Annotated in this window: 27 protein-coding genes and 1 pseudogene; 21 read left to right on the top strand and 7 right to left on the bottom strand. The window is 57.0% G+C overall.

Annotated elements, in window-relative coordinates:
- Positions 1-79: 79 nt before the first annotated feature.
- The 3 genes from N436_RS10155 (at position 80) to N436_RS10140 (ending at position 3,018) form a co-directional block, all read left to right on the top strand.
- Positions 80-886 (top strand): XRE family transcriptional regulator, encoded by an 807-nt coding sequence (locus tag N436_RS10155; RefSeq protein WP_110740923.1) that lies wholly within the window; start codon positions 80-82, stop codon positions 884-886.
- 517 nt (positions 887-1,403) lie between these two features.
- Positions 1,404-2,378 (top strand): hypothetical protein, encoded by a 975-nt coding sequence (locus N436_RS10145; RefSeq protein ID WP_110740921.1) that lies wholly within the window; start codon positions 1,404-1,406, stop codon positions 2,376-2,378.
- A 172-nt stretch (positions 2,379-2,550) separates the two neighbouring features.
- Positions 2,551-3,018 carry a DUF2846 domain-containing protein gene (locus tag N436_RS10140; protein WP_146232425.1) on the top strand — a complete coding sequence of 156 codons (468 nt, stop codon included), beginning with the start codon at positions 2,551-2,553 and terminating at the stop codon, positions 3,016-3,018.
- A 352-nt stretch (positions 3,019-3,370) separates the two neighbouring features.
- Here N436_RS10140 and N436_RS10130 read toward each other — a convergent pair whose 3' ends face one another.
- Positions 3,371-3,691 (bottom strand): DUF1654 domain-containing protein, encoded by a 321-nt coding sequence (locus tag N436_RS10130; protein ID WP_110740918.1) that lies wholly within the window; start codon positions 3,689-3,691, stop codon positions 3,371-3,373.
- Positions 3,692-4,400: 709 nt separating this feature from the next.
- On the opposite strand from N436_RS10130, the gene N436_RS10125 reads away from it, so the two are divergent.
- The 6 genes from N436_RS10125 to N436_RS10100 all read left to right on the top strand — a co-directional run bounded on the left by N436_RS10125 (position 4,401) and on the right by N436_RS10100 (position 7,663).
- The gene (locus tag N436_RS10125) at positions 4,401-5,252 is read left to right on the top strand and encodes a ParB N-terminal domain-containing protein (RefSeq protein WP_110740917.1); all 852 of its coding nucleotides are present in this window, start codon (positions 4,401-4,403) and stop codon (positions 5,250-5,252) included.
- 6 nt (positions 5,253-5,258) lie between these two features.
- The gene (locus N436_RS10120) at positions 5,259-5,642 is read left to right on the top strand and encodes a response regulator transcription factor (RefSeq protein ID WP_110740916.1); all 384 of its coding nucleotides are present in this window, start codon (positions 5,259-5,261) and stop codon (positions 5,640-5,642) included.
- Between the two features lie 18 nt (positions 5,643-5,660).
- On the top strand, positions 5,661-5,930 hold the full coding sequence (locus tag N436_RS10115) for a hypothetical protein (RefSeq protein ID WP_110740915.1): 270 nt from the start codon (positions 5,661-5,663) through the stop codon (positions 5,928-5,930).
- Positions 5,927-6,385: a hypothetical protein gene (locus N436_RS10110; protein ID WP_110740914.1), complete on the top strand. Its 459-nt coding sequence runs from the start codon at positions 5,927-5,929 to the stop codon at positions 6,383-6,385. Before N436_RS10115 ends, N436_RS10110 begins: the two co-directional genes overlap by 4 nt.
- A gap of 88 nt (positions 6,386-6,473) precedes the next feature.
- Entirely contained in the window at positions 6,474-6,821 is a 348-nt protein-coding gene (locus N436_RS10105) for a hypothetical protein (RefSeq protein ID WP_014756073.1), read from the top strand.
- Between the two features lie 26 nt (positions 6,822-6,847).
- Entirely contained in the window at positions 6,848-7,663 is an 816-nt protein-coding gene (locus N436_RS10100) for a DUF2303 family protein (protein WP_110740913.1), read from the top strand.
- 102 nt (positions 7,664-7,765) lie between these two features.
- On the opposite strand, the gene N436_RS10095 is transcribed toward N436_RS10100, so the two are convergent.
- On the bottom strand, positions 7,766-8,335 hold the full coding sequence (locus N436_RS10095) for a hypothetical protein (RefSeq protein ID WP_110740912.1): 570 nt from the start codon (positions 8,333-8,335) through the stop codon (positions 7,766-7,768).
- 108 nt (positions 8,336-8,443) lie between these two features.
- On the opposite strand from N436_RS10095, the gene N436_RS10090 reads away from it, so the two are divergent.
- The gene (locus N436_RS10090; protein ID WP_256589909.1) at positions 8,444-9,301 is read left to right on the top strand and encodes a hypothetical protein; all 858 of its coding nucleotides are present in this window, start codon (positions 8,444-8,446) and stop codon (positions 9,299-9,301) included.
- A gap of 579 nt (positions 9,302-9,880) precedes the next feature.
- Here the strand turns inward: N436_RS10090 and N436_RS10085 are convergent.
- Complete coding sequence (locus N436_RS10085) at positions 9,881-10,759, bottom strand: nuclease-related domain-containing protein (RefSeq protein ID WP_110740911.1); 879 nt, start codon at positions 10,757-10,759, stop codon at positions 9,881-9,883.
- 49 nt (positions 10,760-10,808) lie between these two features.
- Between N436_RS10085 and N436_RS10080 the strand changes: the two genes are divergently transcribed.
- Complete coding sequence (locus tag N436_RS10080; RefSeq protein WP_110740910.1) at positions 10,809-11,573, top strand: hypothetical protein; 765 nt, start codon at positions 10,809-10,811, stop codon at positions 11,571-11,573.
- 31 nt (positions 11,574-11,604) lie between these two features.
- On the opposite strand, the gene N436_RS28385 is transcribed toward N436_RS10080, so the two are convergent.
- Complete coding sequence (locus N436_RS28385; RefSeq protein WP_110812368.1) at positions 11,605-11,991, bottom strand: hypothetical protein; 387 nt, start codon at positions 11,989-11,991, stop codon at positions 11,605-11,607.
- 69 nt (positions 11,992-12,060) lie between these two features.
- On the opposite strand from N436_RS28385, the pseudogene N436_RS28695 reads away from it, so the two are divergent.
- Positions 12,061-12,306, top strand: a pseudogene (locus tag N436_RS28695) (DNA cytosine methyltransferase); the annotation flags it as partial.
- A 2-nt stretch (positions 12,307-12,308) separates the two neighbouring features.
- On the opposite strand, the gene N436_RS10065 reads toward N436_RS28695, so the two are convergent.
- Complete coding sequence (locus N436_RS10065) at positions 12,309-13,493, bottom strand: HNH endonuclease (RefSeq protein ID WP_110740908.1); 1,185 nt, start codon at positions 13,491-13,493, stop codon at positions 12,309-12,311.
- A gap of 130 nt (positions 13,494-13,623) precedes the next feature.
- Here N436_RS10065 and N436_RS10060 point away from each other — a divergent pair, with 130 nt between their 5' ends.
- On the top strand, positions 13,624-13,785 hold the full coding sequence (locus tag N436_RS10060; protein WP_256589908.1) for a hypothetical protein: 162 nt from the start codon (positions 13,624-13,626) through the stop codon (positions 13,783-13,785).
- On the opposite strand, the gene N436_RS10055 is transcribed toward N436_RS10060, so the two are convergent.
- Positions 13,786-14,208 carry a hypothetical protein gene (locus N436_RS10055; RefSeq protein WP_146232426.1) on the bottom strand — a complete coding sequence of 141 codons (423 nt, stop codon included), beginning with the start codon at positions 14,206-14,208 and terminating at the stop codon, positions 13,786-13,788.
- Positions 14,209-14,267: 59 nt separating this feature from the next.
- Here N436_RS10055 and N436_RS28555 point away from each other — a divergent pair, with 59 nt between their 5' ends.
- The 7 genes from N436_RS28555 to N436_RS10020 all read left to right on the top strand — a co-directional run bounded on the left by N436_RS28555 (position 14,268) and on the right by N436_RS10020 (position 17,016).
- Entirely contained in the window at positions 14,268-15,167 is a 900-nt protein-coding gene (locus N436_RS28555) for a hypothetical protein (RefSeq protein ID WP_177410877.1), read from the top strand.
- A gap of 77 nt (positions 15,168-15,244) precedes the next feature.
- A complete protein-coding gene (locus tag N436_RS10045) occupies positions 15,245-15,631 on the top strand; it encodes an HNH endonuclease (RefSeq protein ID WP_110740906.1) in 387 nt (128 codons plus the stop codon).
- The gene (locus N436_RS10040; RefSeq protein WP_110740905.1) at positions 15,606-15,899 is read left to right on the top strand and encodes a hypothetical protein; all 294 of its coding nucleotides are present in this window, start codon (positions 15,606-15,608) and stop codon (positions 15,897-15,899) included. The genes N436_RS10045 and N436_RS10040 overlap by 26 nt, the downstream gene beginning before the upstream one ends.
- Positions 15,896-16,156: a hypothetical protein gene (locus N436_RS10035; RefSeq protein WP_256589907.1), complete on the top strand. Its 261-nt coding sequence runs from the start codon at positions 15,896-15,898 to the stop codon at positions 16,154-16,156. The genes N436_RS10040 and N436_RS10035 overlap by 4 nt, the downstream gene beginning before the upstream one ends.
- Complete coding sequence (locus N436_RS10030; protein ID WP_110740904.1) at positions 16,153-16,365, top strand: DUF551 domain-containing protein; 213 nt, start codon at positions 16,153-16,155, stop codon at positions 16,363-16,365. The genes N436_RS10035 and N436_RS10030 overlap by 4 nt, the downstream gene beginning before the upstream one ends.
- Positions 16,362-16,754, top strand: coding sequence for a phage protein NinX family protein (locus tag N436_RS10025; protein WP_110740903.1), 393 nt, complete (start codon positions 16,362-16,364; stop codon positions 16,752-16,754). The genes N436_RS10030 and N436_RS10025 overlap by 4 nt, the downstream gene beginning before the upstream one ends.
- A gap of 46 nt (positions 16,755-16,800) precedes the next feature.
- The gene (locus tag N436_RS10020) at positions 16,801-17,016 is read left to right on the top strand and encodes a hypothetical protein (protein WP_110812369.1); all 216 of its coding nucleotides are present in this window, start codon (positions 16,801-16,803) and stop codon (positions 17,014-17,016) included.
- Between the two features lie 16 nt (positions 17,017-17,032).
- On the opposite strand, the gene N436_RS10015 is transcribed toward N436_RS10020, so the two are convergent.
- Entirely contained in the window at positions 17,033-17,218 is a 186-nt protein-coding gene (locus tag N436_RS10015; RefSeq protein WP_110740901.1) for a hypothetical protein, read from the bottom strand.
- 68 nt (positions 17,219-17,286) lie between these two features.
- Between N436_RS10015 and N436_RS10010 the strand changes: the two genes are divergently transcribed.
- Positions 17,287-17,784: a hypothetical protein gene (locus N436_RS10010; RefSeq protein WP_110740900.1), complete on the top strand. Its 498-nt coding sequence runs from the start codon at positions 17,287-17,289 to the stop codon at positions 17,782-17,784.
- The last annotated feature ends 20 nt before the right edge of the window (positions 17,785-17,804 follow it).

The following is a 17,804-nucleotide window of genomic DNA, read 5'->3' as shown; positions in this document are numbered from 1 at the left end:
CAGGATAAACACGCATCGTGTTAATATCAATCACAATAAGTGAAAGCCGTGTATTTCATTTCGTGATGAAATCCCGCGCATGAATGAATCACTGAGCCAGCGCATTAAGCGCTTGAGAAAAGCGACGGGAATGTCCCAGGCCCAGCTGGCAGATGCTTGCGGCTGGAAATCGCAGTCACGCGTCGGAAACTATGAAGCCGGTACGCGAGAGCCAACGCTGGCGGATATTGCCGCTATGGCAGCTGCCCTTGGAGTCGACCAATCCGAGCTACTCCTGAGCTCTGCGGCAGTGACCGAGGTTTCGGCGCCAGCCCGGAGTACGACTGATCTTGTCAGGCAGATGCTCGCAAAGAGCGGCAAAGGCATTCCGGAAGAGGCCCGTCAGCGCCTCCTTGCTGCGGCTGAGGAGCCGAGCGCCAGCAATGTCGTCGCGGCTGACTTCGTTCGCCCAGGCCTCGTGGGCGATGAGGTGTGGATTGCTCACTACGACGTGCGCGGAGCAATGGGCGATGGTGAAGTAGCTCACGACTTCCCTGAAATGCTGCAGGACATTCGCGTCAGCCCTACTCACCTGCGAGAGATGGGGGTGGAGTTCAAAGAGCATTTCCATCTGAAGCTCATAACGGGTGTCGGTCAGTCCATGGCGCCAACCATCAAGAGCCGCGACCCGCTGGTCGTTGACATCAGCATCCGTGAGTTCGTGGGCGACGGGATCTACTACTTCTCCCATCAGGGCCATCAGTACATCAAGCGCCTGCAGAAGAAGGGTCGCGATCATTTCAAGATGATCTCGGACAACACGAATCATCCGCCTGAAGACATCCGGGTTGATGAGACCTACATCCAGGCCAGGGTGCTCCTGGTATGGAATGCCCACCTGGTCTAGCCAGGTCTTTTGCCAGGACAGCCCTCTGGTTACCGGGGTCAGAGGCGAAGCAAGACAACGGATTGAAAGTGCGGACGGAATCGAATGACTGAGTGGCGAGAGCGTGGTTTCTGGAGTAAGGCGTGGATCTATGCCCTTCTAGGGCTCCTCGTTGCTGCATCCGACGGCGCTGACCTTTCTTGCCTGGGCGGAGGCTCCAATCGAAAGCGGGTCTTCAGTCCCGGCTTCATCTTGCTATGCGTGTTCGTAGTGGTCCTGGAGCTGATGGTGCTGAGCCACTGGTACGGGGTTATCTGATGAGGCTCATAGGTCTAGCCAAGCCGGAAACGAGTATGACGCCCAGACAGTGATCAGGATCTGCCAGGTGATGCAGACTTGGGTGGATCGGTTGGCGGGGTGCGAGGAAGAGGTGAAGCCGGGAAGTATTGAGAGAGGTAGACGTCAGCCATAGGCATCGGCAGTCCCTCCAGATAAAAGACCCGAGCACGACATAGAATACTTGCAAGGAATGCGGTTGATGAAAGATAGCGTTTTGGTCGATGGCCCAGAATCCTTCATATTGGCAATTGAGAAAATTGCACGGGGCGAATGTTCAGCGCCTCGATTCAAAGGCTGGCCGATTTTTCATGTGGCTATCGAAGGAGAGCGCTATCACGGAACCATGACCCCTCGTCTGATGGAAGGCTTTGTCGAATTCCACGATCAGATCTTGAGGGCTTATGCGGACGTCCGGTATGGTTCTCCATCAAAGGGGAGACTGACGAATCTGGAGAAAGCAGAGCTAGATCTTGTCTTTTCCATATCGAAAGGCTGCACCGAAGGAAAGGGGGCGCTGGATGAAATTCTCAACAAGCTATTCAGTGTTCTTCCGATGAATAAGCTGACGGGGGCCCAGACAGCCTCTATCGTGATAGTGATTGTGCTTTCAATCGCAGGGGTTCTGACGTTCAAGGAGTGGACGGCGTTAGCGACTCGAACTCATCAGATCGAAGCTGATACGGTTGATAAAGCTCAGCACGCCAAGCTCTCTGAGATTCTCGCGAAAGCGCTTATTGACAAAGACCTTCCGGACCAAGGAGTTCGTGTGCGATCGCACGCTGTTGAAGGCTATCGCGCAATCGCCAAAGGCGCTCCGGACGCTACAGGTATGGAGATCCAGGGAGAGCATTATGACGCCCAGGATCTTCAGATGGTCCGTGATAACGAGGCACCGGACAGGGTTCGAGAGCCGCGCACTGACACCCTTTACATCGAGATGATCAAACGTAGTAAAACAAGTCTTTCGCTCACTCTTAAGATGACTGACTCCGAATACAGCTTTCCTGGAAAGGTGGATCTTTCAACATTCGCTCCCCAGGATGTGAAAGTGCTGTTCGACTCGATGCGAGACTCACGCCCCATTAAGGTGCAACAGTTCGCAGTCATCGAGGCCGGAGAGATCATAAGCTCGTCGGTGCTGGCGGTAGTTCACCCTGCCCTCCAGCCACAATGATGTAAGGGCCAGCCTCGACGGGCTTTTTACGCCTTCACGCTTTTTTCACGCCCTACTATTCACAGTGAAAGCTCATCCGCTTCCCTACGTTAGCCCGCATAGCAGTGCGGGCTTTTCTTTGGCTGCGCGATGGGCAGCAAGCGTGACGCTAGAGGGCATTTTGATATCATGCGTGACCACCCACACCAAACGGATCACGCTGATGCGATCACTCGCTGCCACTGCACTCCTCTGCCTTTCACTGGTAGGCTGCGCTTCTGTACCAATGGCCAACACCAATGACGATGGAGCGGCCAAGAAGTTTTCGCCCTCCCCAGACATGTCGGGCATTTACATCTACCGGAATGAGTACTTCGGCGCGGCCATCAAAATGCCGGTCTTGCTCAATGGCAGGGAGCTGGGAAAAACAGTCGCGTACAGCTATCTGTACAAAGAGGTTCCCCCAGGGAAGCACATCATCACTGCCGACGGAGAGAATACGGACATTCTGAAGGTGGAGACCCGACCAGGGCAGAACGTTTTCATCCACCAGCAAATCAAAATGGGATTTGCGGTCGGGCGTAGCGGTATGACGATCGTCGACAGCAAGGAGGGGCAGGCCGGCGTACGCGAGTGCAAGCTCATCGAGTCGCAGTACTAACAGGTCATCTTGCTAGCATGAAGCCCGCCCCGAAGCGGGCTTTTTTTGCCTGCTCCCTACACGGACCATTGGATCAAGGCCCTGTTCGCTGTGCGCACCATCTCGACCCATTCGACATGCGAGACCTGCCGCCGATGCTCCAAGTTCGCCGCCTCAAGCAATGCTCGATCGTAAGCTGCCTCATCGAGAACGGGTCTGCGCATGTGCCGCGAAAGCCATGCGATGAATGCTGCTGAGCGGGTTTGGGTACTGTTCATTGAGCTGCTCCTCCGTGGAGGGAGGGATTCTACAATATAAGATAATACAAATCATTATCATTTATAGCTCCTCCCGCTCACCCTGCCCTGCGCAGTCAGAAAGGCGCCTCTTCCTCCACCTTCTCCCAATCACGCTCCACGACCAGATCGTCACGATCTTCGGCGCTCTGCGGCTCCCACCGAACGGTCACGCTCTCGTCGTCGTTGAAACTCAGATCCAGCTCTGGCGTCTCGGCCAGCAGCCCCATCACCTCCTCCCACTCCATGGCTCCATCCGTGTCCAGGCGATGGATCGTCACCCAGCGCTGAGACTGTGCAATGGGATGATTGATCATCGACGAAACCCGCAGCCCAAGCCGCTCTACCCCGGTCATCTCTTGGCGTCCTTGTGGTGCCGTCTTCTTCTGCTTGGACATAAGACATCTCCTTTACTGTATATCCATCCAGCTATTGCAATGAGCATACATCACGCCTCGTGAAACGTGAACCCGCCTCGTAGGGAAAGTCCTCAACACACCCTCAGGCAAAATAAATCACATATTGTGTTGACATAAAAAACACGATGCGTGATATTTACATCAACACGCAGTCACTCACCAGGGGACTGCCGAGGCCCTCACCGGCCACCGCTCTTTACACAACTCGACGCGTTACCCCACCAGGTGGGAAAGGTAGCTAGCACGCTCATAGGCAGGAGCCTCCCTAAGCGACGCCGTATCGACCTCGGATCTTGGTGGCAAACCCTTAACCACGGCCAGAGGAGAACCCTCGCCATGAAGTAGGTAGCGATTCACCCGTGAGGTGCAGGAAGCCTGAAGGCTGCACCCGTAACCATGACAGGCAGCGGTAAGTTGTGGCGTCGATGTCACCGCGCATCGGCCGGAGAACCCGGTAGCCCACCCGAAACAACGAATCACCGATGATGCAGCATCCCCGGCCTGTCGCCAGTAGCGAGGCCGGGGCACCAATTCCGTAAAGCTCAACATCGTGCGCCTTACGCCACTTACGCCTCACCACCATCAACCTTATCGACTGCATTGGTCGTGACGTTCGCCCTCCCCTTGGTCCGGGAGGTACACGGCAGCGAGCGTCACGACCAATGCAGCCCAACGGAAGTGAACTCAAATGGCGAAGTCGTTCAAGCAAATGATCAAGGATGGCGAGGTGCGGCGCGCCGATGCCATGAAGGTTCAACTGGAGGATCTGCACGAGGAGCCAGGTTTCAACCTCCGCACCGAAGGCGATGCACTCGAAGCGAGCATCAATGCTCTCGCAGAGTTCATCGCAGCAGGCGGTCAAATCCCTCCGCTGGAAGTTCGCCCACGGGCCGAAGGTGGTGTTTGGCTGGTTGATGGCCACCGCAGGCGCCGGGCGCTGTTGAAGCTTGATGCCAAGGGCCGTCTGCCACGGACGCCCAACAAAGATAGGCCACAGGTACTGGAAGCCTGGGTGCCCGTGATCGCGTTCGAAGGCAGCGATGCCGATCGAGTGGCACGCATCATCACCAGCCAGGAAAACGAAAAGCTCTCCCCCTTGGAGCTGGCTCAAGGCTACAAGCGCCTCCGGGCTTTCGGCTGGCCGGTGGAGCAGATAGCCACCAAAGTCGGCAAGACACGGCAGCACGTCGAGCAGGTGCTCACTGTCGGCAACGCAAACACTGATGTGCAGAACCTGGTAGCTGCCGGCCACGTTTCAGCTACGACAGCTGCGCAAGTCGTCCGGGAGCACGGAGACGGTGCAGGCAAGGTACTGGGAGCCGAACTTGAGAAAGCCCAGGCAAGCGGCAAGAAGCGAGTGACTGTTGGTTCGATGAAAGGGCCTTCGATACCGAAGCCAAGGCTTGAAGCAGTGCACACCGCGTCACGCAATTTAATTGCATCACTGGACTCGATCGATGAGGACAGCCGCACCCTTACCATTCCCACTGCGCTTGTCCTGCAACTGCGCGAAGCCCTGGACGGCGCCAAACCGAGATAACAGCTCATGGACACGATCACTTGCGGCTCATGGATTGGCCAGCTCGGCAGGGCGCTGGCTCCCCGTGAGCTGGAAGCATTGCTGTGGGTGGCCCAAGGCCTCACCACTAAAGAAATCGCCCGCGAGATGGCGGTCAGCCCGGGCACCGTGGCCAACCGCATCGAGGCCGCTCTGTTCAAGCTGGAAGCTGGCCGCCGTATCGAGGCGGTCACCAAGGCCATGCGTCAGCAGATCATCAGCCCGCTCTGCATCGCCCTCGCCGCTCTCATTGCCATGCATGCGGTGATCAACGACAGCGACCCCATGCGCCGCGACCGCCGCGCGCCAGAGCGCCGCACCGCCCAAGTTCGAATCGTTCGAAAGGCCGAAGCCTTCGAATACCACGCCTGACCCACCCGAGGATCACCCATGCAGACAACAATGCACCCGGCCTTCCAAGAGAAGGTGGACATGCTCAAGGCGCTCTTGGCGCGAACCCAAGAGGCCCGCAACGAGGCCTTTGCGAAGATTGGCAAAGGCGCCCCGCGCTATCAGGCGTCGGGCAAGGACAGAGTTTGGGATGTGATCGAAATCGCTACAGGCGCCAAGCAGGGCTTCGCCTTCACCTACGAGACTGCAATTCGGTTCGTGGACGCTATGGAGGCAGGAGCAGCGAGCAAGCAAGGCGGCATGCAATGAGCAAGCGCAAGCCACACAACATGCGCTCACGGCTAGAGCGGACCTGCCGGGCTTTGGTCTCGGCCAACCACGCGGCCGTCGTGAACATTGACCCCAGCGGCCAGCAGGTGTTGATGAACTGGAAAAACCTCAAGCAAATCTGCGTGCGCCAGGTGGTTGATGCCGTGTGCGACATCCCGCACCGATGGACCATCTACTTGAGCGTGATGTGCCGGACAGAGCTCGGCGAGAGGTACCACAAGTCGATTGAGGTCGCGCCACAAGGCAACTACCGGGCCGACCATCTGACCGACTTAATCGAGACTACCTACACCGACCTGCGGGCCACGGCCAACCCTAACCACTTGGTCGCGGCCGGCTGGATCGCCATACCCACCGACACAACGCTCGACGAAGCAGAGGCTGCAAAGATCTTTGCCGCTGTCGGGGCCTGGAATCAGCAGAAAGCAGCATGAACCGCACCACCGCACGCGCCCGGCACGGCCGGCGCCAGCAACACATCAATCTGCCGCCCAGCGGCATCGTTCACCAGGAGACGCAGCAATGTCCAAGCCCACTGACACCACCGAGTTCCTGCAGGAGCTCAATGGCGGCGCCTTCGCCAGCCAGATTGGCCACGCCCTCTCCGAGGTAGCTGCGGGTGTTGTCGATCACGGCAAGGCCGGAAAGATCACCATCACCTTGGACTTCAGCCAGATCGGCGACTCCCACCAGGTGAAGATCAAGCACAAGCTCGACTACAAGGTGCCTACCAAGCGCGGCACCCGCAGCGAGAACACCAGCCTCGACACGCCGATGTACGTCGGTACCGGCGGCAACATCTCTCTGTTCCCCGAAAAACACGACCAGCTCTTCACCCGTGACGAAGCACCTGTACACCCACGCTCGTAACTCACTGCACCTACAAGGAAAAGCGCATGTCCCTCAGCAAAGAAGCTCTCGAACTGATCCAAGAAAACGCCGTCGCTGCAGCAGGCATCAAGCTGCCGGCCCTCGGCGAGGTTGCCGTTGTCCCGCAGAACTTCAACGTGGTTGACTTGGAACGCTACCAGGCCGGCCGCAACCGCTTCCGTGGTACCTACGCCACCCACTCGCTGGCTGACTACAGCGCCTACGTTGTCGAGCGGTCGGCGCCAGCAGCGCGCGGCTTCATCGATCAGGACAACATGAGCTGCATCGTGGTGTTCAACATCGGTACCGCCGAAGAACCAGGCCATGCCGATGACCGCGCCGTGCTGCGCCTGAAGGCTTCTGCTGCATTCGCCGCCGTTCAGGCAGTGTGCGGTCAAAGCCTGGTGCAGAAGGCCATGAGCGACTGGATCGAAGACTGGAACCAGCACCTGTCGGCCACCGATGAGAATGGCCAGACCATGAGCATCGCCAAAGCGATCGCCGCAGTTCGCACCATAACCGTGAAGGCATCGTCCGAGAGCGACCACGCCGTAGGTGAAACCCGCGCCAGCCGCAGCACCATGGACCAGATCGAGGCAAGCAGCAAAGAAACCCTGCCGGCTTGGCTGGATTTCAAAGTCATACCGTTCGAAGGCCTGGGCGAGCAAGTAATCCGCCTGCGCCTGTCAGTTATCACCGGCGGCGCGCAACCGGTGCTGAAACTGCGCTGGATCGGCGAGGAAGCCCAGCGCGAGGCCATTGCGCAGGAGTTCAAGGCCGTTCTCGACTCCAAAGTCGGCACCGCCGCGAAACTGTCCCTGGGCACCTTTGACGCCAAATAGCCAGGCTCAGCGCTACAGATCGCATGATTCTGATCTGTGGCGCTGGCGTTCTATTGTAAGAGCATGCTGATGATTCAGCAGGATCCTGGTGACTAGGTACTGTCACCCGGTTATTCCGGGTAGACCAAAGTGTTCATAGACTATCGCGGCGCATACACCCGCGCCCGCGGACAACGTTGACAAAACGCCCCATTTTGAGACGCGCTTAAGCCAGACGAAGGACGGTTCCCCTCGCTTTACCCGCTCCCACTCAGTTTTGAGAATGTCCTGAGCCTGGACTGAAATATTCTCTGCCCGCGGGCTGATTTCGCTATCACGAATGGTTTCAAGATCTTCCAGCAATCGAAGCATTTCTACGTGTTCTTCCGGATTCAACCGTAGCCGGATGCGAGACACGAGCATCTCAATCTCAAGAAACTGCTCTTGCTTGTTGATCAGGTAGTCATCAATTTCTGCCTGAGTTCGCTCCCTCACAATTCCTGCAACAGTTTTCATGACGCCAAAGTGAGCCACGAGCTGAGATACATCGTTTCGCAGTCCATCAATCCAGGCCTGTCTAAATTCCGAGGTCTTTTGGTCCTTCGCCAGAATAGAAACGACCAGTGACACTATCCCAGCGATCAGACCTACGACTAGCGCAGCAACAGCTGGCACGACCAGTTCTTCTTTCATTTCCGCACCTGCTGAATTTTTTCAGGCGCGTATCAGACACTAACAAAAACCAAATTGCCACCATGCCGCATCCGGCCACGGAGGGCGGCGCATGCTCAGGGAAAAGTCATGAACGACGAACAACGCCACCAAGAATGGATCGCCCAGCGAAAAGCCGAAAAGGCCAAACGCCGCGACCGCGCCGCCGAGTGCCTGAAGGACCACGAATACACCGTGCTGGCTGACACTGACCAGTTGAAGGCCTGGCGCTGCAAGGCACCGCGAATCACCAGCTACGCTTTCGACATCCTGATCACCCGCTTCGGTATCGCCACGATCGGTGATATCGACGGCCTGACCTTCAACGTCGGACTGTCCTACGGCATCGAGTTCCTGGCCGGTGACGACATCGGCTACTACATCCATTCGAAGCTCGAAGAGCACTGTCGCGAGCGTGAATTTGATGAGCAAGCCTTCCGCGCGGCACTGGTGACTGGCGTATGCAACCAGGTCTGCGAGCAAATCGACGAGGATCAGTACAGCGCCCTTCCCGAGTGGATGCGCAACGACGGTGGGCGCCACGAGGCCAGCCGCTGGGACGAGCTCCGGAAGGTAGTTAAAGAGCATCTCGCAGCCATTGAATATGGCGGTGATGGCCGCGAATTCTGGGACTCGCTGAATGACCGCCTGAACGAGGCCGACGACATCAGCTACGTCGAGCAAGCCCGCATGTTCATGGGCGAGCACCACGAAGTGCTTGGCCTGGGCTGCGACTACTGGGAGATCACCATCGACAAGCCGCGCGACAGCCTGATCAACCGCCTTTACCTGATCAACCATGCGGCCAAAGCAATCGTCGCCCAGCAGGGCGGGTCAAAGCCGCCTGACCCTCCGGCGCTGTCCGCCTGGGGTATTTCATTACTAGCGAGAGCCACCCTCAAAGCTTCCGGGAACAAACGGCCAGCCGCCGCGGCGCTTCTTCCCTGACTTTTCCATAGCTACAGCTACTCGTTCTCGCTCTATCTTCTCGTAGAGCTTCGCCCGGTACTCAACCGGAGTTGCCTCAAGAAGAGCAGCGAGATCGTCAAACTGATGCTTCTTTTGATGCCGCTCAGCCCTGGTAAGTCTTGGTTTTTTTGCCACTGAGAGTCCCCGCTTCCGGCTCCATACCGGTCACCTCACCATTAGCCCAATTTAACGACGTACGCCACCCCGGCGCTTCCCGCCAGCGCCCTCCACGATGGAGCAGAAGACGATCAAGACTACCTACCTGACTGGACACGCTCCAGATCGATTTCGAGTGAAGCCACCCGCTGCCGGAGCTCTTTCAACTCCTCTCTTAACTCGTAGCACTCACGAATGGTGCGGTTGTGCGACCTGTCATTCTGAAAAACCCAATAAATAAAGACCGGAACGGCCGCTAGCAACCAATACATAACGCCTCCTTTTTTGAGCCGCACTATAGCTCACGCGGCCCACTGCCTTCCCCTATTCAACGATAACGCCTGCCCGGCGAGGGCGGCGTCTGTGCAAGGTTGCTGGACAAAGCAGCACATCCACGATGCATCATTTATGAATACTCCACTTCGTCACCCGATAGTCCTGTGGATCAAATACGAATAACGTTGCCGAAGCTGTATCAACCCCATCCTTTGATATCGTATTAGGGAAGATCACAACTGGCCTGACGCCAACCTCCAAACCTTGACGAAGAGTAATCTTTTTGTAAATCATTGCAAGTTCTTTAGTTTTAGCAATCGCGTTATTGGCACTACGCACTGCTGCACCATGCTTAACCTCGACGACATAATGGACGTCGGCAAACTTAATGATTCCGTCAAACTGAGCGAACTTATCCGCGTAGCGAATCGCATATCTTCTTAGCAGCTCTCCGCCTTCAAAATAACCTCCTGAATCCACAAGATTTTGAAGTACCCGATCTTCAGCTTTCAGCAACTGTTCGACGGTTTTATCTCTGGCAGTGCTGAAGTCAGTATACCCACGGGGCTCAGCATTCTCTCTGGAAGAAGATCTTGGGTTAACATCGTCTTTTGAGGGTTCATTTCCAGCCGAGGAGGACTCGCTTTGCATCTCCAAAGCTTCAGCTTCAGCTTTTTGGACGATAGCTTCGGGACTCTGCTTTTGAAGGTGCTCCCAATACTTGTCTCTATTCCAGAACAATGCGGCTATTTTTTCAAGAAAATGCAACTCAGTGACCAGAGTGGCCACTATAAATATAGACAAACCATAAGTCACAACGTGATTAGCAGCGAAAGCCATACCTAATACCAAGGCGCTTCCAATCAGCTTGGTTGACGAGACAGTATCTCGGCACACAAGACTGAATATAAGCATCCAAAACAGCCCAACCACTCCAAAAATCTGAGCCATCAGAGCTGATGCGCCATCCATACTAAGTAGCATTTTTGAATACTCTTCAGCCATTTGACGACCTCACTTCATCCGCCAGCGATGATACAGGCCAGGAGCCATCATGCCCAATCGAATCGTCTGCCAGTTCAGTTGCGGCGCCGCTTCGGCGGTGGCCACGAAGCTGGCCCTCGCCGAGTACGGCACAACGCACGATGTGCAGATCATCAACGCTTTCCTCGCCAATGAGCATGAGGACAACCGCCGGTTCGCCCTGGACTGCGAAGCATGGTTCAACCAGCCGATCACCGTCCTGCGGGACGAGAAGTACGGTGCCGACGCTCACGAGGTGTTCCGCCGCGAGCGCTACATGAAGGGCCGAACCGGCGCACCCTGCACCAAGATCCTCAAACGGCGATTGCTCGACACTTGGAAGCAGCCAGGCGACGTGATGGTGTTCGGTTACACCGCCGAGGAGGCAGATCGCCTGGATGACTTCCGGGAGCGCAATCCAGACCGCCCAGTGATCGCCCCGCTGATTGATCGAGGCCTCGGCAAGGACGACTGCAAGGCAATTCTGCTGCGCGCCGGCATCGAGCTGCCGCTGATGTACCGGATGGGCTACGACAACGCCAATTGCAAAGGCTGCGTGAAGGGTGGCGAAGGGTACTTTCGGGCCATTCGTGAGGATTTTCCTGAAGATTTCGAAGCGCTGTGCGCGATCCAGGACGAACTGGGCCCAGGCTCCTACCTGTTCCGCAACCGCACCACCAACGTGCGTTTCTCCCTGCGCGACCTCGGCGATGGCCCGGTGCGCCGCAACGAGAAGATCCCATCCTGCTCGTTCTTCTGCGAGATCGCAGAGGCCGACATCATCGCCAAGGCCTGAAATTCGCACATGTGCCGCATGGCTAGGCCGGTTAGCCTGCAATTAAACGATTGATGATCACATCGCCGTAGCCCCAAACCACGGTGCCAATCACGATCAGTCCAAAAGACAACTTGTTGGCTACAGCGAGACGTACTTTGAACCCCTCCAGAACGGCGAGCCCATCATCATCGCCCCAAGTACCTGGTACATGCAGCCTATCGACCAAAACCTTGTTGGTGGCTGCGGCGAACATTGAAAACACGGTCGTGATAGCGCCACTACGCTGAAACCATACTCCCAGCGACTCACCTGATGGCCGAGCCGCTTCTAGAAAAGACAGTGCAGGTACCGCTAGCGCGATAAGCAGCAAAGCGGTAACCCCACAATAGTCCAGCCATGCCTGTTTCCGAAATGCTGCTTGTCGATTCACATCCATAGCCCTCACCTGATCAGTAGATATGCGGGGGCCAGTCTATCTAGAAATCCATGAGGTCAAGGTATCCCCATGTCCACGGCAATCGACCTGTTCGCCGGCCTCGGCGGATGGAGCACCGCAGGCGTCCATGTTCTCTGGGCAGCAAACCACTGGCCGGTAGCCGTCTCCCCTACACAGCCCGCTTGCCAGGACCTACACCTAACTCGCTGGGAGCATGTGCCCCCGCTCGACATCCTACAGGCATCGCACGCGAAAGCTCGCGGAAAGAAGTCATACCACCCGGAGCACAACGCATCGCGCACGACGACCTGTGCATCTCACTGGAGCTTGCCCTTATAGACCTCAGACCGGTGGTAACTCAGGTAGCCTCGCTGCTCTACTGTGAAGTCCCCAACATTCATGCCAGACGCCAATCCCCATGCTGACACAACCTCCTTCGCAGGATCGGCAACCAGCAATTCCCCATCATCCAAGAACGTTATCCAGCCTCGGTCAAACAGCTTATCCACATGTGGCGCCAACATGAGTCCATTGTTACCGTCCAAACGCTCAAGGTTCGAGCAATCCTTCCAAGGTTTGATGTGGCTAGCGATCAGGAATCGCTTATCGGAAACCCCAGTCAGACGGCACGACTTCTCACGGTCCAGTACCTGAAGGCGGAATGTTCCCTGGCCGACACGCGAGCGGACCAACTGTTCGCGCTCAGTAGCAGCCAGTTCCTGATTTAGCTGGATTTCACGCTCAGCTTCGTCCGCTCTTACCTGGTCTTCCAGTTCATGAACCCGCTCGATAATCGCGCTCCCAGCACTATTAGATAGGCGGAGAATGAAGGAGCCTAGCTCGGGCGAGATACTAGCGAGGTAACATCCCTGGTTACCGTTGCCATTAGCTTGCAAAGGGGAGTTTTTCGCAGGCAAGAGACTTGAAATAGCAGTAATGTGATCCTTAGGCAAAACAGCCTTGTCCAGTACGGTCCACTCGATAGGAACTAACCATCCCGTATCAGACCAATTCTGGCCGGCTTGACCAAAGGCTTCCGGCTTCGTCTGTTCGGTATAAACAGAAGTCGCAACGCCGATAGCCCGGATCTGCCCTCCAGCGTAGGAAATGACAACGTCGCCGGCTCTAACCAGCGTCAGGTTGATGTATGTCTGGTTTCGAGCGCCATTTTTATTTTTTGTGGGTGACCAGATGTAGCCCCCTTCAAGTTCGGCTTGGTAAGTCTGCTTATGATTGACCCACCAGAAGCCTGAAATCTCTTGCTCGCGTGAGTGCCGTTCAAAAACTACAACCTCTGCACTCAAGTCAAGGGACTTGCGCTCCCAACCAGCTTCGATCCAAAGATGCGCCCAGGTGTGTGAATCATCAGTCCTGGAATTTGCCCACCAAGCGTTGTGATTTCTCGCGACCGGTGGCAGACCGCCCACTAGCTCATCAATTTGCGCGAAGGTCAGTTCAACGGAGTTAACAGTCTGGGACCGAAGAAAATCGGCCAGGGGCATGTACTTACTCACCAGTCACCTCTGAGCGCAAAAGCAGGAATCATATTGCCATCACGCACTAGCAGCAATCCTTGCATTCGTACAGACCCGGTCAAACTGATCAGGACCATCCAGGAAGACCCCTCCCAGGGTGATCTGGTGGTCTGGCACCGAAGAGCGGTTCGGTCAGGTGTTCCGGCAGGACCGGCCCAACTACCGAGTGTTGGCTTGGTCAGCGGACCAGCGCGCCAAGCAGACGGATTTCGATTTCGACTACCTGGCTGAAGACATCGACTGCTTCTGCGGGGACTGATCACTTGAAAGCAGAGATCAGCCCGGCTATCGAGCCAATCACCCCAACCACTATTGCAAACCAGTAATTGACTGGCTCACGGCGCTGCCTCTGCTCCTCTCTGATTGCATCACGGATGACCCTAAGCCCTTTGTCAGTCAGATACTTGGGCTGCTTGGGATCATCATCCCAATCGACGGTACCGTACATTTCCTTATCTTCCTGATCCGGCATAGGCACGTTCAAATTGATCGCTTTGTTCCGGAAATAGTCTGTCTGGATGAGCTTCTTCCATTCATAGAGCTGATCCTCTCGCCGAATGTAGTCTGCGAACTCTCCGCTATCAAAATCAGAAGACAAGTTCGGCGGATAGATCTTCTCGAGTTCTCTCTCTGCCTTCGCCTGCGCCCGGAGCGCACGCCTGTATTTCAAATAGTTCTGCAAGAACCGCATTCCATTGATCCCCTTCCCCAGAGCGCAAACTATAGCCGCGAGGTATCCCCATGCCCACAGAAAACCGATCCAGCAACACCGAGATGGTAAGCGTGCAAGCAACCATCGAATCGCTTGAAGAGGCTTATGCAGGCGATAGCGCGCTTGGCTTCATGAGCGATGCTGCCAATTTCCTGCGACAGCTCAAGGCCATTTCCACCCCGCAGCCCCACCCCGAGCCTATAGCCTGGATGGTTGGTACTGCCATCTGGTGGACCAAAGAAGAGGCAGAGAGGGATGCGGCGACAACTGGCAAGACCATCACACCGTTCGGGCCTATGTTCGATACCGTCGAGGTTGATCGGCTGAAGCAGGAGCTGCTGGCTGCTCGCGCCCAGGGTCGTACCGAGGTGGTTGAAATGATCATCGCGCTAGAGGCCGAGACTGGTCTGGATGACTTCATCGGGAGCCATCAAATCGGGTGCACAGGCGAATGGGGTAGCCATTGGAAAGAGGACGAGCTGCGACAGCACTTCGATGTTGATCCGACGGCGGCCAGTGAACTGGAGCTGTGCCGCCACAGTGGCTACGAAATCATCCTGCTCGAGGAAGAGCGCGACAGCTTGCGGGCCCAGCTGGCCGAGCGGGATGCGCTGCTGACTGACATCGAGAAGCGCCACTGGTCGGGCGTCGATTTCGATTTGCCTGCCGATCTCGTTACCCGGATCAAAGCCATATCCCTCAGCGCAGAGCCGGAGGCGCCAGGCAAACAAGGTGCACCCCTTAAAGCAGTGCGGGCGAATGATATCCAAGACCTGCTGGATCGAGCGGCCACCGCCATTGGCCACTACGGCGATTCATTGCTTGGTCGCGGCCAACGAGAAGATAGCGTCGACCTCCTTGATCTTGAGCGCGAGGTCCGAGACCTGGAGCAAGAGTTCAGAGGCGCCTTCGCTCTGCCCGGGGCGTAAAGAGAACATCCGTACTCCCAAGCTGTAAACCCTCTCCCCTCTATTCACTGCCGCGATATGGCGGCCAAGGAGCATCCGTGCGCCTGAAGAAAGCTGAGCGCGAGCAGGTCCGCATGAAGTACGGCGGCCGCTGCGCGTACTGCGGCAACGACCTGGGCGATCGCTGGCACGCCGACCACTTCTCCCCTGTGATTCGACTGCCTGATGACCGGATGGCCGAGCAGATGCAGAACCACAACCTGGCCAACATGATGCCCGCCTGCGTGCCCTGCAACCTGAGCAAGTCTCGCATGCAGCTGGAGGACTGGCGCAGCTGGCTGGCCGGCCACGTAAACAGCCTCAACCAGTACCACCCCATCTACCGCCTGGCCAAGGCCTACGGCTTGATCGCCGAGACCGGGGTTGAGGTCGTCTTCCACTTTGAAAAGGTGCAGCACGATGGCATCCAAAACCTATCCGCTTGATGTACGTAGCGTCGGCGAAGACACCTACATCTGCATGAGCAAGGGTCACCACAACCTGGAAGAGTTCATGAAGGCTGCCGTTGCGGATCACCCTGGCTGGTGCTTGGGTGGTCCTGAGCATGTCTGGATCAAGACAACCCCGGGCCACGGCACCTACGACTGCATGTACAACATCGTGCCGCAGGGTACCCGTGGTGCATGGCCGGCGACCTACTGCTGGGAGTTCGGCGAGGACTACAAGCGCTACAACGCCGAGGTGCATTCATGATCGGCGCCAACGATCCAGTCCGTAAAGCAACGGGCGGCCTTTTCGACTTGGACGAGATCATCGCAGTTGCCTTCCTGTTCTGCCTGCTGGTCTTCGTCACCGGCGCTGGAGCTGACCCCGAGCCGCAAACGAAATGCGCGCCAGTGATCAACCCGCAAGCCGGCAACCAGCGCCAGCTCTCCCCGCACGAAACCCAACCCGAACCTACACCCGCTCTGGCGCCTGGGCGCTGGATTGATGAGAGGTATCAGCTGTGAGCGAATGGATTAAATACAGCGACAAACAGCCCGCTGACGAACTTGATGGATTTGCGGTGATCGTGGCGATCAATCATCACAGCATGGGGCGGATCTCGGATTGCGCTGTTTGGAATAAGCGCGCCGGGAAGAAGGGCCGTTTCGAATTCTGGGATAGCCAGGTTACTCACTGGCAGCCTCTCCCATCACCGCCGGGTGAGCAGCCATGACTGACCTAATAGAAGTGAAGACAGCTGACCTAGTCGGCGAACAGTTGGCCTGGGCCGTCGGCAAAGCGGAAGGCCTGGACGTACTGCTCGCACCACCAATTTACGGCAACCCATGGCGGGTGTTCGTGCGCTACACCGGCGAGGTCACCATCCGCGATGTGCGCTATGACCCCCACGAGAACTGGGCTCTGGCCGGCGGCCTGATACGCAAGCACAACATTAGCCTCCACGCCCCTCAGCACGGCTCGGACTGTTGGGCAGCGTGGAGAACGATCGATGATAAGGACGTGCTCATGGGCGGGACCACTGAAACCATAGCGGCCTGCGGGGTGGTAGTTGCGTTGATGCTCGGCGATACCGTCCAGGTTCCCAAGGAGCTATGCCAATGATCCTGCCCCTGATGTACATGGCCTACTTGGTATGGAAGGCGCCGCGATGAACGACGATCGCCATGTCGCTGCGGTAATCACTCCGGCACATCGAAAGTTCGGATACTGGAGCGTGATCGTCAAAACCGATGCTGAACCACCGACCATTGTGGTGCTCAGCTACCGAACCGAAAAGGCTGCTCTGGAGGTGACCTGCGGGTACGCGATTCCGCCTCCAGTTGATCACGGCATCGTTGCTGCAGATCTGAACATTCCTGCTTAACCCCTCCCCCTACAACTCAAGCCCGCCGGCGTGACGACCAGAAGTGCGTCGCGGCAAGCAGAACACCCGGTATGGCCATGCCAAGGCCGCTGTAGATGAATGCAGGCTGTTCTGTCATCAGCCCACTGAAAGCGAACCCGATACCGGTTGGTATCAGGGTGACTGCTGCATAGCCCCACGGCTTTCTAGTTTCCTTGGCCATATCGTTCCTCCTCTTGAACCCCGATTAAACCACATGAGCCCGCCGACAGGCGCAGGCGAGGATTCCCTATGTCCGCAACAGAACGATTCCACCACACCGCGAACGACTGCCTGGAGCGTATCGCGGCTGACCTCTGGCCAGGCGCCAAGCTGGCTTTGGTCATCTACACCCAAGACAAGCCCGAGCTCGACATCGTGCTCAAAGACAGCGGCCTGAACGTTGACGAGGTCGTGAGCACCCTGCGGCGGCGCGGCGGCCTGGGCCTTGATGGCGAGAACGTCTACAAGCGCCTGCTCTGTGACGTAATCATCGGCTCACTGACCATGGGCAAGCAGAACAGCAACCCTCCGCCGGAAGGTCACTGGGGCCAAGAGTTCTGGGATATCGGCCGCGCCGAAGGCGCTCTACAGGAAGAACTGGTGCAGGCGCTGCGCCTGATGCGCAAAGCGCTGGACGCCTGCCAGCGCGTTATCCACTACGCCGGTGGCTTCGACTCTGCCTACGTCAACGACGCCCAAGCCGCTATCAAGGTGGCTGACGCGGTGCTCGAAAAGATTCCGGCCTGACCACCAACCTGCCGCCACCG

It is taken from the genome of Pseudomonas sp. RV120224-01b (genome assembly GCF_003208145.1).
GTDB classification, from domain to species: Bacteria; Pseudomonadota; Gammaproteobacteria; order Pseudomonadales; family Pseudomonadaceae; genus Aquipseudomonas; species Aquipseudomonas monteilii.
The sequence above is the reverse complement of the archived record's forward strand: the minus strand, read 5'-3'. Positions and strand labels throughout refer to the sequence as shown.